This is a genomic window from Gillisia lutea, assembly GCF_021568705.1.
GTDB classification, from domain to species: Bacteria; Bacteroidota; Bacteroidia; order Flavobacteriales; family Flavobacteriaceae; genus Gillisia; species Gillisia lutea.
The window spans coordinates 921,759-934,192 of record NZ_JAKGTH010000006.1 but is presented as its reverse complement, the minus strand read 5'-3'; the positions used below and the strand labels follow the sequence as shown (position 1 = coordinate 934,192).

The window sequence follows — 12,434 nt, the reverse complement described above, 5'->3', positions numbered from 1 at the left end:
ATGAAATATTACATTATAGCCGGGGAAGCTTCGGGAGATCTACACGCTGCCAATTTAATGGACGCGCTTAAAAAAGAGGATCCGCAGGCCGATTTTAGATTCTGGGGAGGTGATCTCATGCAGCAAAGCGGGGGAACCCTGGTGAAGCATTATCGAGATCTCGCCTTTATGGGGTTTGTTGAAGTTCTTTTCAATTTAAAGACCATACTATCAAACATTTCTTTTTGTAAAAAAGACATAAAATCATATGAGCCAGATGTATTGATTTTTATCGATTACCCCGGGTTCAATCTAAGGATCGCAAAATGGGCGAAGGAAGAAGGAATCCCTACGCATTTCTATATTTCACCTCAAATCTGGGCGTGGAAAGAGAATAGAATTAAAGCTATTAAAAGAGATATAGATGAAATGTATGTCATCTTACCTTTTGAAAAGGAATTTTACGAAAACAAACATGATTTCCCGGTACATTTTGTAGGTCATCCTCTTATTGATGCTATTTCCAAACAGGAACTGGTAGATTCAGAAGCCTTTAAGACTGAACATAAGCTAGACTCCAGGCCCATTATAGCGCTACTTCCCGGAAGTCGCAAGCAGGAGATCTCTAAAATGCTTGAAACTATGTTAAGCATTACCGATGATTTTAAAGAATATCAATTCATTATTGCCGGAGCTCCGAGTCAGGAAGTTGAATTTTATGCTCCTTTTATAAAAAAGAAAAATGTTCATCTGGTAATGAACAGAACCTACGATGTACTAAGCCTTTCCACAGCTGCTCTGGTAACCTCAGGCACCGCCACTCTGGAAACTGCACTTTTTAAAGTTCCAGAAGTTGTTTGTTATAAGGGAAGCAATATTTCGTATCAAATTGCAAAACGTATTATTAATTTAGATTATATTTCGCTGGTTAATCTAATTATGGACAAAGAGGTGGTGAAAGAATTGATACAATCCGATTTTAATACGAAACAATTGAAGGTAGAGTTGGAAAAAATTTTAAATCCAGAAAATAGAGACACAATATTTGGACAATACTTTGAGTTAGAAAGAAAACTTGGCGGAATTGGAGCCAGTCAAAAAACTGCGAAACTCATTTACAACGCTATTAAAAACTGATTTATTTTCATGAGCAATATTCTCAAACTTGTTGCATTGTTAATTTTTACCGCTTTACTTACTTCCTGCGGTGCATCCAGGTCTAATTCTACATCTAAGGTTATAATTGAAGAACAATACAGACCAATTCCCAAAAGGATATTAGAAAATTCTTCTCCCGAAAATAAAATCAATACAGCTTCAAAAGAAGAGCTTCCCGAAGATAATAGAGTGTACAGCATTACCTCTTTTGCTAAAAATTTTGAAGGTACACGTTATAAATATGGGGGAACAACAAGTAACGGAATGGATTGTTCTGGCTTGGTATATACTTCTTTTCTCCAGGAAAACATTTCATTACCCAGATCTTCTAGAGCTATGTCTTTAGAAGGGCAACGGCTAGCCCTAGGCGAAGTGAATATTGGAGATCTTTTGTTTTTTGAAACCAGTAAGAATAAAAAGGTTATCAATCATGTTGGTTTGGTAGTTGAAATTCAACCCGGGCACATACTTTTTATACACTCCACTAACTCGAAGGGTGTCATTGTTTCTTCTCTTGCCGAAAATTATTGGTATGAACATTTTGTAATGGCACGTAGAGTTATCTAGTTTTTTTGCTAAATTGATGTAGAAATCATCAATAGGCTACTTGTATAATTTCACACTATTTAAACTTACGTTATGCCTATTAACAGGCATACTTTTGGAGTTCTATTTTAAAATTCCAAAAGCTTATCTATTTGCCCTAGCTATAATTTTGCTGCCCCTGTTCCTATTCAGTTTTTTCCGAGCAAGAAAGCAGTTATTGCAAGATCCCTTTTTCGGAATTATAAGTTTGATGATATTTCTTTTCCTTGGAATTTTTAGTACAGCCCTTAAGTTACCCGAAAACCAGCAAAAGCATTACTCTCATTATCTATCCGAAAGCACTTCAGATAACCCTATAATGTTAACTGCGGAAGTAAATGAGGTTTTAAAAACCTCTGCTTTTCAACATAGGTATGTTTTAAGGGCCTTCAAACTGAACAATGAGAATGTAGACGGTAAAATACTTTTGAACGTGACTAAGGACAGCCTAAATGGCTTATTTAAAAGCGGAGATCAACTTCTGATCGCTTCCCCATTCACAAAAATTAATTCGCCCTCAAACCCCTATCAATTTAACTATCGCTCTTATATGGAAAACTTAGGAGTGTATCATCAAATTAATATAACTCACCAAAACATTCTAAAATTAAAAAACGAAAACTACAGCCCCCGTAGTTATGCCGGAATTTATAGAAGTAGACTAATCAAAAAGCTGAATAAATACCATTTCAAACAAGACGAAATGGCTATTATACAAGCCTTACTTCTCGGTGAACGCCAGGAGCTCTCCCCACAGTTAAACCGAAGTTACATCTATGCCGGAGCTATTCATATTTTAGCAATCTCCGGATTACATATAGGAATTTTGCTTCTTCTATTAACCTACCTTTTTAAACCGATAGAAGTTTTACCATATGGCAAAGTAATTAAAACAGTAGTACTCCTGTTATTTCTATGGGGATTTGCATTATTAACCGGCTTATCACCTTCGGTAGTTAGAGCAGTAAGTATGTTCAGTTTCATAGCTATTGGAATGCAATTGGGTAGAAAGACCAATTTGCTAAACACCTTAGTTGCCTCTATTTTCATTTTACTGCTAATAAATCCTTATTTCATATTACAACCAGGATTCCAACTGAGTTATGCTGCTGTATTTTCGATTGCTATCTTTCAACCAGCTATAAAACGCTTATATCAACCAAAATTGAAAGGATTAAGATATTTGTGGAGTCTTATTAATGTATCTCTGGCGGCACAAATTGGAGTTTTACCACTTAGTTTATACTATTTTCATCAATTTCCGGCTTTGTTTTTACTCACCAATTTAGTTGTACTGCCTTTTTTAGGAGTGTTATTGGCATTTGGTATTGTAATTCTGATATTAGCAAGTTTATCTGCTTTGCCTGAATTTTTAGCTATTTACTACGGTCAGCTTATTTCACTGCTCAATCATTTTATAAGTTGGGTGGCATCCAAAGAAACTTTTGTATTTCAGGATATACACTTTTCAGCACGTATGTGTATTAGTTTTTATATTTTCTTGCTTTCAATAATTCCTATCTTGAAAAAGAGAAGTTTTAGAAATCTTGCATGGATCCTATTAGCTGTTATAGGCATACAACTGAGCTTTATTTTTGAAAAAAGCTTTGTCAATTCTCAAGAAAGTATTGTTTTTCAAAAGAGCAAAATGACCATCTTAGGAATTAGGGAGAGAAATGAATTAAACTTGTACCATAATTCGAGTAAACATATCTCCCAAGAAACCTTTATAAAATCATATAAAACAGCGTTGAACATAAAAAGAACAAAGGAAGATACCCTTAAAAACATTTATAATCTTTCAGGAAAAACTCTTTTTATTATAGATAGTAGTTCTATTTATAATGTACCGAAACTCCATCCCGATATAGTTTTGCTTTCCAATTCTCCAAAACTGAATTTGGAAAGAGTGTTAGCCCGGTTAAGGCCAAAGTTAATAATTGCCGACGGCAGTAATTTTAAAACGTATATAGCGAAGTGGAAACAGACCGCTGAAAATGAAAAAATCCCTTTCCATGCTACTGCTGAAAAGGGAGGTTTTATTATTGACTCCGCTAACGAAGTCTTTCAAAATAACTAAGTCTTAATCTTTAAAAGCACCTTTAAAGTTCTTTTCATACTTCTGCCAGGCTTCGGCAGAGGTTAGTTTTTTATAGTCGTCGTTAGCAATCATTTTTAAATAAATCTCTAATTGTTCCGGAGTTCTATAGCCTGCAATTGGTGCAATTACATTCGATTCTTCATCAAAGAACACCAAACTGGGATATCCCGACACCTTCAAAGCATTAATAAAGAAGTGCTGAGAATTCCTACCTTTTCTTTTAGCATCGTAATTAGGATTGGTGTAATTAAAACCCTTATACATCACTTCTTCCGTTCCTTCTGCATCAAATTTTACCGCATAATAATGCTTATTGATGTAATTAATAACATCTTTATTGGTAAAGGTATTCTTATCCATTAGCTTACAAGGCCCACACCATGAGGTATAAGCATCCATCACTATTTTCTTAGGTTCTTTCTTTTGTGCTGCAAGTGCTTCATTCATGCTCATCCATTTAATTTCCTGAGCTTGTGTCAAGCCAAAACAGCAAATAAAAATCAACGAGGTAAAAAGTAACTTCATAACTATATTTTTCTACAGATTTACAATTATCATTCCCTTTTTATCGAATATCATGCATTAACCTTTTAAGAAGTGGATTCAGTAAAGCCACCAGAACACCACCAGCTATTGGAACTATTGTGAAGATCAAGAAAAATGTAGACAAATCATATTCCTGAGTAACCGTTTCAATCATTCCACCTAAAGACCCTGCCAGTTTGTTACCAATTGCAATGGCTAAATACCACATTCCAAACATAAAAGCGATCATTCTGGCCGGCACCAATTTACTTACGTAAGATAAGCCCAAGGGAGAAAGGCACAATTCACCTAAAGTATGCAACAGGTATGCTAATATCAACCAGATCATACTCACTTTAGCTCCTTCTGCAACTCCACTGGAACCTAGTGCGAGTAAACCGAAACCTAAACCTAATAAGATGAGGCCAAAGCTGTATTTAAAAGCTGCCGACGGATTGTATTTGCTTTCCCACCATTTTGAAAAGAAGGAGGCAAAAACAATAATAAAGAACGAATTTAAAATACTGAACCACGACACTGTGATCTCTGTAGTATCGGCAGTAAATTCTCTTATAAGCATCCATATTACAAGCCCCCAGATTGCAGCAAAACAAACACCTAATACAATATTAGAACCAGGGATCTTCTTAAATGTTTGCTTCCATAAAAGATATAGTACCCAAGTAATTATGGCTAATGGCACAACGGTTAATAATGCATTTACAAAATTAAAAATAGTGGCTGAGTTACCTTCTAAAACCCTATCTACGTTGTCTCTTGCAAAAATTATTAATGAGGATGCACCTTGTTCAAAAGACATGAAGAAAAACACTGTAAAAAATGCAAAAATGATAACGGCAATTAATCTATCTCTTACAATTGGCGCATACCTTGAAATTCTTGATATAACAAGTATCAGAAATAAAATTAATCCGATTAAGGCCATACCAATTGGACCTGAAATTGGCTCAGCACCAATATTAATAGGAAATACTTCAGGAAAAAGATTAATATTTGCGATTCTGGAAAGCGGATCGTTTATTAAATAAATAAACCCGATACTCGCAGAAGCTGCTACCAATACTTTATCAAGTATTGTAAATGGGTTCGATTTGTGAGCCACTCCTTTACTCTCTTCTTCTTTCAAATGTTTTTCTGCTAAAGCTTTATCGGGTACTCCCCCCACTTTTCCAAAAAGAGGTTTAGAGAGCCAGAATTGAAGAGTTCCTAATAACATGAAGATTCCTGCCAGACCAAAGCCCCAGCTCCAACCAATTTTTTCAGCAAGATAACCGCACAGCATCATTCCAAAGAATGCGCCGGCATTTACTCCCATATAGAAAATAGTATAGGCGCCATCCTTCTTGTCAGCCTTACCTTCATACATTTCAGAAATTATAGAGGTGATATTAGGCTTAAAAAACCCGGTTCCAATAACCAATAAACCGAGCCCAAAATACAACGAGAATTCTGTTTCAATAGCCATAGAAGCATGGCCGAGCGTCATGATTCCTGCTCCAATAATTACAGCCCAGCGATAACCCGTAAACTTATCGGCTATTAAACCTCCAAGTATTGGCGTTAAATATAATAAACCGGCATAGGTTCCAAATAGTGCACCTGCATTTTCAGCAGTCCAACCCCAACCAGGGTTATCAACTCCTACTATTGCCATAGTTAAAAAATTAACCAATAGCACTCTCATTCCGTAGAATGAGAATCGTTCCCACATTTCGGTAAAAAACAGCACGAATAGACCGGCAGGATGTCCTAGTACATTAGATTTAAAGAAATCGTTTGTAGATGAATTTACCGTTGCCATATTATGCTTTCCCTTCAGAATCTGCTAGTTCATATTCTTCTTGCTCCTTCAACTTTCGCTCATTATCCTCTGCCCCGTGCGTAAGACGTTTTAAAGGTTTCAGCATTAAAAGCACTATACTTGCAAAAACTACTGTAAAAATTGTTATCCCTGAGAAGATCGCAATATCTCCAGCTTCAGAAGCAAAGGCACCGAGTTCACCCGCTACTTTATTTCCTAAACCAGTAGCTGCAAAATAAACCCCCATCATTAAAGAGGCATATTTTACCGGTGCCAGTTTTGTAATAAATGATAAAGCCACCGGAGAGGAACAAAGCTCCCCAATAGTATGAAACAAATAAGCCAATACTAACCAATACATAGCAGAAGAGCCATTACTCTCAAACTGTAAGGCAGCAAACACCATAAAGACGAAACCTAAGCCCATAATAATAACTCCAGTTGCCATTTTAAAGATAGAAGATGCTTCTTTACTCTTCAACTTACGTTTGGCCCAATAGTTTGCAACGATTACTCCAAATATTATAATAAACAGCGCGTTTAATGATTGAAACCATGATGCAGGTACTTCATTTCCTATTAAAGGTAAATTGAAAGGAATTGATCTATTCGTATTTTCTAAAGCATAAATATTCATCAAACCTCCTGCTTGTTCAAAAGCACCCCAGAAAACAATTACTAAAATAAAAGAAAGCAACATTACAACATAACGGTCTTTCATTACCTGAGTGGTAAGATCTTTATACACCATCATCATCATTGCCACAACTAAGGTTAAGAAAATAAATAGCAATCCATATCCAAAACCAAGACTTAGCCAACCCCATATAGATACTCCTAATAATATAATTGAGATTACCAACTGAGTTGGAGACTGGAACAAATCGCTGAATAGACTTCCTAAAGATGCACCCTCATCACGCTCTACTTTAGAAAGTAGGTTACCAACATCTTTTAAATATTTCTGTCCCCACAGGTATACCAATAAACCAAGTGCCATGGCAATTCCTGCTAATCCGAAGCCATAATGCCATCCAATGTTTTCTCCTACATACCCCACGATTAAGCTGGAAAGAAATGCCCCAACATTAATTCCAATATAAAAAATGGTAAAACCTTTATCTCTTCTAATATCTCCTTCTTTATATAGCCCACCTACCATCGTAGATATATTTGGCTTTAAAAGCCCTACTCCGGCAATAATAAGTGCCAAACCTGTATAAAAAGCCCACATTTCCTCCACGGCTAAAATACCGTGACCAAGCACCAAAATTATACCTCCAATAAGAACTGCCTTTTTCTGTCCGAATACCTTATCGGCCAGAATTCCTCCAGGTATAGAAACAACATATACTAACATGGTGTACCATCCATAAAGGGCTAAAGCTTCAGCCTGAGTCCAACCCAACCCGGCATTACCGTTAGTTGTCGCACTTACTAAATACAATACTAATATGGCACGCATACCGTAGTACGAAAAACGTTCCCACATTTCTGTAAAGAATAAAATATATAATCCAACCGGATGCCCGAAGAGTTCCTTTTGAGTTGCTGGAGGTGCAGTATTTGCCATCTATTTAATGTTTAAATAAGTTAGGGTTATTATAAATTTTCTTTAATGAAATTTGTCATTTTTGTATAGAGGTGAAGTCTTGTATTCCCTCCATAGATACCATGATTCTTATCTGGATAGATCGCCCAATCGAATTGCTTATTAGCCTGAACCAAAGCTTCTATGAGTCGCATTGAATTTTGAACATGTACATTATCATCTCCCGTTCCATGTACTAATAGGAACTTTCCTTTTAATTTTTCTACATGATTAATAGGTGAATTCTCATCATATCCAGATGCATTTTCCTGAGGAGTGGTCATATAACGTTCCGTATATATGCTATCGTAGAACCTCCAACTCGTAACCGGGGCTACAGCAATGGCCATAGAGAAGACATCATTCCCGTTTAAAATAGCATTTGTAGACATGAAGCCACCATAGCTCCAACCCCAAATACCAATTCGCTCTTTATCTATATAATCAAGATCTCCTAATTTCTTAGCAGCTTCTATTTGATCTTCAACTTCATATTTCCCTAGTTCATTTTGAGTTACTTTTTTAAAGGCTGCACCTTTAAACCCTGTTCCTCTTCCATCAACAGACACTACTATATATCCTTCATTTGCCAATAACTGATACCAGTAGTCGTTGGCACCAAAATAGGTATTAGAAACGGTTTGAGATCCTGGCCCGGAGTATTGAAACATGAATAATGGATACGTTTTAGCAGGATCAAAATTAGAAGGTTTTATCATCCACATGTTAAGCTCATTCCCATTCACTTCAATAGTAGAAAGTTCTTTAGGAGAGAAACCATATGCTTTTTCTTTTTCTAATAATGCTGCATTATCTTTTATCTTGCGCACCAATTTCCCAGTTTTTGCATCACGTAGGGTGTATTCTGCCGGAGTAGTGGTAGAAGTATAGGTATTTATGAAGTAGGTATAATCTGCACTGAAATCGGCATAATTAGTCCCTTCTTTCTCACTTAATCTCTTTTTACCTCTTCCGTTGGTTTTTATAGCGTATACATCTCTGTTAACGCTTCCATTTTCCGTACTCTGGTAATAGATCATTTTACTCTTCGGATTAAATCCGTAGTAGTTGGTCACTTCCCAATCTCCTTTAGTAATTTGATTGATCAACTTCCCTTTTTTGTTGTAATGGTAGATATGATTAAAACCATCTTTCTCGCTTGTCCATATAAAACTGTTATCTGCAAGGAAAGTTAGATTATCAGTAATGTCAACATACGCCTTATCGGAATCGGTCAATACCACTTCAACCTTATCTTTTTTAGCATCAACAAAAATAAGATCCAATTTATTTTGATGACGGTTCAAAACCTGTACACTTAGCACATCGGTCTCATTCGTCCATTTTATTCTTGGGATATAAAAATCAGTATAATTTCCTAGCGTTATTTCTTTTGAAGAATCACTTTTAAGGTCATACATATTCAAAGAAACTATGGCGTTAGCCTCTCCTGCTTTTGGGTATTTAAAAGTAGAAGCTCCCGGGTATAGATCCTGACCGTAGATGTCCATTGAAAATTCAGGTACATCTGCTTCATTAAATTTTAAGAAAGCAACAGTAGTTCCGTTCGCATTCCATTCAAAAGCTTTTACAAATGCAAACTCTTCTTCATACACCCAATCGGTAATACCATTGATAACTTTATTCTTTTTGCCATCGGTAGTTATTTGTGTTTCCTTCCCCGACTCAAGGTCTTTTATATACAGGTTATTGTCATACACATAGGCAACTTTTGAAGCATCTGGAGAAAAGGCTGGTTCTTGTACCTTATTCTCACTTAGCTTTGTAAGTTTTTTTGAAGCTACATCGTAAATATAGTATATAGATCTAGAAGAACGTCTGTAAATTTGCTCTCCTTCTGTACTTAAAAGAATTTTATCTTCGTTCGCGCTAAGCTCATAGCTTTGAAACCTGTTTATTTGGTCAAGGTCACTACTCTTTAAAAGACTTCCTTGCTTTTCCCCGCTTTTATAATCATATACATCAATGCTAGTAGTACCGGCATCCCTGTCTTGATTAAGCACTATATACTCTGTGCCATTGTTAAGGGAATTAAGGGATTCTAGCCGTTGCTGACTAAAAGTTCCATTCCAAATTTCATTTAAAGTTATTTGTTTTTCCTGAGCAAAAACCGAAGAGGTTCCTATCACTAACAGGGCAAGAATCAATCTTGTAAATCTCATAAAATGTAGAAAATGTGTTATGCACGCCAAGTTTACTAAAAATTCAGCAAAAAACGCCATTTCCGCCTGTTAAATACTAACAATTTGTTAAACCCGAACACTTGATTATTCCAGTTTTATCTATTTGAAACAAAGCGACTTCCTGATTAGGAAGAGGAATTGTATCTTTGGCATCCAAATTTATTATAAATGATTGCACCCATTTCCGGTTTTTCCAAATTGAAAAAGGAGGAAAAAATAGCCTGGCTATCCCAAACATATCTAAAAGAATCTGAATCTGCCGAAGGCATCTTACGCCAATATTGGAATGAAGATGATAACCTACAGCAGCTTCATGACGAATTTACAGAAAACACCATCAGTAACTTTTACCTGCCTTTTGGAATTGCTCCCAACTTTCTTATAAATGATAAGTTGATAGCTATCCCAATGGCAATTGAGGAAAGCTCAGTAATTGCAGCAGCCAGCAAAGCCGCGAAATATTGGCACAACCGAGGAGGGTTTAAAGTAGAGGTGCGTAACACTATTAAAATTGGACAGGTGCATTTTCTTTTCAAAGGCGATGAAGAAAAACTAAAGCAATTTTTTAATACCTGCAAACCTCAGTTACGGGATGCCGTTAGTAGCATTACCAAAAACATGGAAAAACGCGGGGGAGGTGTTTTAGATATTGAGCTTAAGGATAAGACCTCTGAAATGGCTGATTATTATCAACTTCATTGTTCTTTTGAAACTAAAGATTCTATGGGTGCGAATTTTATAAATTCCTGTCTGGAAAAATTTGCCGACACCTTTAAGACTCAGGCCGAAAATTATAAGGATTTCAATGAAGAAGAAAAACATCCGGAAATCATAATGAGCATTCTTTCTAATTATGTTCCCGAATGCATTGTTAGAGCTGAAGTTTCCTGTAAGGTTGAAGAATTATCTGATGATAAAAAAATCGATTCTCACACCTTTGCTGAAAAATTTCTAACCGCCATAAAAATAGCAGAGATAGAACCCTATAGAGCGGTTACGCACAATAAAGGGATCATGAATGGAATTGACGCTGTAGTATTGGCTACAGGCAACGATTTTAGAGCGGTGGAAGCCGGAGTACACGCCTACGCAGCTAAAGATGGAAAATATAGCAGCCTAACACATGCAGCTGTTGAAAATGGTGTTTTCACATTCTGGATGGAGATTCCTCTTGCCTTGGGAACTGTGGGTGGGCTTACCAATTTACATCCGCTGGTAAAAGTAGCTTTGGAAATTCTTCAAAAACCAAATGCTAAAGAACTTATGGAAATAGTGGCAGTAGCAGGCCTTGCACAAAATTTTGCAGCTGTAAAATCGCTTGTAACTACGGGAATTCAACAAGGGCATATGAAAATGCATCTTATGAACATCTTAAACCAATACAATGCCAGTTCACAAGAAAAAGAGACGCTCATACATTACTTCAAGAAACACACCGTTACTCATAGTAATGTTGAAGAACAATTGACGCTTCTAAGAAATTAATAAAGCTGTTTTACAAATAAAAGAACTGATTACAACGTGATAAATTATTGCAGCCACGGAAAACTATTGATTACCGCAGAATATGCGGTGTTAGATGGAGCCCTAGCACTTGCTGTTCCCACAAAGTTCGGCCAGAGTTTAAAAGTACAAAAATCAACTTCCAATACTATTGCATGGACTGCCTATAACAGTCTAAATGAAATCTGGTTTCAGACGAAACTTGGCCTCAGCGATACAGGTATAGAATCTCTTGAAGACATTGCAAAAGAATCGAATGTGGTTAAGAAACTTCGTGAAATTTTATGGGAAGCACATTTATTAAACCCTAAAATATTAAGTGGAAAAGGCTATAAAATTACCACAAAATTAGATTTCCCAAATGACTGGGGCTTAGGGTCTTCTTCTACACTCATAAACAACATTGCCCAGTGGTTTGGTATTGATGCTTATGAGCTGCTTAAAAACAGTTTTGGAGGCAGTGGGTACGATATAGCGGCAGCCGGCAATAACACCCCAATAACTTATCAATTAAACGGGGATACTAAAAGAGTTCTCAGCGCTGCATTCAATCCCTCGTTCAAAGATGAAATTTTCTTCGTTCATCTTAATAAAAAACAGGATAGCCGAGATGCTATTGCTCATTATAAAGATCAACCAAAGAAAACCTTACAATCTACTGTCGAAAAGATATCAGCCCTCACAGAAAACATAATTAACTGCGAAACGATTGGGGAATTTAACCTTTTGATAGAAATTCACGAAACACTAATCTCGCAACTAATAAATACTCCAAAGGTGAAATCTGAATTATTTCCAGAGTATCCGGGAGCCATTAAAAGTCTTGGGGGCTGGGGAGGTGACTTTATCCTAGCAACTGGAAGTGAAGAACAAAAAGAATACTTTAGAGAAAAAGGATATAACACTATCCTATCTTATAAAGATATGGTTCTCTAAATTCGATTACGTTTTTTAAATGAAAAAACC

General features: G+C 36.3%; 9 protein-coding genes. 5 read left to right on the top strand and 4 right to left on the bottom strand.

Annotation, left to right across the window (positions count from 1 at the left end; genetic code table 11):
- Genes lpxB through L1I30_RS04215 form a run of 3 tightly spaced genes read left to right on the top strand, consistent with a single transcriptional unit; the run spans position 1 to position 3,802 of the window.
- A complete protein-coding gene (gene lpxB, locus L1I30_RS04225; protein ID WP_236132999.1) occupies positions 1-1,116 on the top strand; it encodes a lipid-A-disaccharide synthase in 1,116 nt (371 codons plus the stop codon).
- A 9-nt stretch (positions 1,117-1,125) separates the two neighbouring features.
- Positions 1,126-1,704 (top strand): C40 family peptidase, encoded by a 579-nt coding sequence (locus L1I30_RS04220; RefSeq protein WP_236132998.1) that lies wholly within the window; start codon positions 1,126-1,128, stop codon positions 1,702-1,704.
- Positions 1,705-1,744: 40 nt separating this feature from the next.
- A complete protein-coding gene (locus tag L1I30_RS04215) occupies positions 1,745-3,802 on the top strand; it encodes a ComEC/Rec2 family competence protein (protein ID WP_308444044.1) in 2,058 nt (685 codons plus the stop codon).
- Positions 3,803-3,805: 3 nt separating this feature from the next.
- On the opposite strand, the gene L1I30_RS04210 is transcribed toward L1I30_RS04215, so the two are convergent.
- Genes L1I30_RS04210 through L1I30_RS04195 form a run of 4 tightly spaced genes read right to left on the bottom strand, consistent with a single transcriptional unit; the run spans position 3,806 to position 9,944 of the window.
- Positions 3,806-4,348: a thioredoxin family protein gene (locus tag L1I30_RS04210; protein ID WP_236132997.1), complete on the bottom strand. Its 543-nt coding sequence runs from the start codon at positions 4,346-4,348 to the stop codon at positions 3,806-3,808.
- Between the two features lie 40 nt (positions 4,349-4,388).
- A complete protein-coding gene (locus tag L1I30_RS04205) occupies positions 4,389-6,170 on the bottom strand; it encodes a peptide MFS transporter (RefSeq protein WP_236132996.1) in 1,782 nt (593 codons plus the stop codon).
- A 1-nt stretch (position 6,171) separates the two neighbouring features.
- On the bottom strand, positions 6,172-7,743 hold the full coding sequence (locus L1I30_RS04200) for a peptide MFS transporter (RefSeq protein WP_236132995.1): 1,572 nt from the start codon (positions 7,741-7,743) through the stop codon (positions 6,172-6,174).
- A gap of 29 nt (positions 7,744-7,772) precedes the next feature.
- A complete protein-coding gene (locus L1I30_RS04195; protein WP_236132994.1) occupies positions 7,773-9,944 on the bottom strand; it encodes a S9 family peptidase in 2,172 nt (723 codons plus the stop codon).
- Between the two features lie 189 nt (positions 9,945-10,133).
- Between L1I30_RS04195 and L1I30_RS04190 the strand changes: the two genes are divergently transcribed.
- Both L1I30_RS04190 and L1I30_RS04185 read left to right on the top strand, forming a co-directional pair.
- On the top strand, positions 10,134-11,450 hold the full coding sequence (locus L1I30_RS04190; protein WP_236132993.1) for a hydroxymethylglutaryl-CoA reductase, degradative: 1,317 nt from the start codon (positions 10,134-10,136) through the stop codon (positions 11,448-11,450).
- 36 nt (positions 11,451-11,486) lie between these two features.
- Complete coding sequence (locus L1I30_RS04185) at positions 11,487-12,404, top strand: GYDIA family GHMP kinase (RefSeq protein WP_236132992.1); 918 nt, start codon at positions 11,487-11,489, stop codon at positions 12,402-12,404.
- The last annotated feature ends 30 nt before the right edge of the window (positions 12,405-12,434 follow it).

Coding starts and splice junctions, on each gene's coding strand:
- lpxB (WP_236132999.1), top strand. CDS start 1: ATGAAATATTACATTATAGCCGGGGAAGCTTCGGGAGATCTACACGCT.
- L1I30_RS04220 (WP_236132998.1), top strand. CDS start 1,126: ATGAGCAATATTCTCAAACTTGTTGCATTGTTAATTTTTACCGCTTTA.
- L1I30_RS04210 (WP_236132997.1), bottom strand. CDS start 4,348: ATGAAGTTACTTTTTACCTCGTTGATTTTTATTTGCTGTTTTGGCTTG.
- L1I30_RS04205 (WP_236132996.1), bottom strand. CDS start 6,170: ATGGCAACGGTAAATTCATCTACAAACGATTTCTTTAAATCTAATGTA.
- L1I30_RS04200 (WP_236132995.1), bottom strand. CDS start 7,743: ATGGCAAATACTGCACCTCCAGCAACTCAAAAGGAACTCTTCGGGCAT.
- L1I30_RS04195 (WP_236132994.1), bottom strand. CDS start 9,944: ATGAGATTTACAAGATTGATTCTTGCCCTGTTAGTGATAGGAACCTCT.
- L1I30_RS04190 (WP_236132993.1), top strand. CDS start 10,134: ATGATTGCACCCATTTCCGGTTTTTCCAAATTGAAAAAGGAGGAAAAA.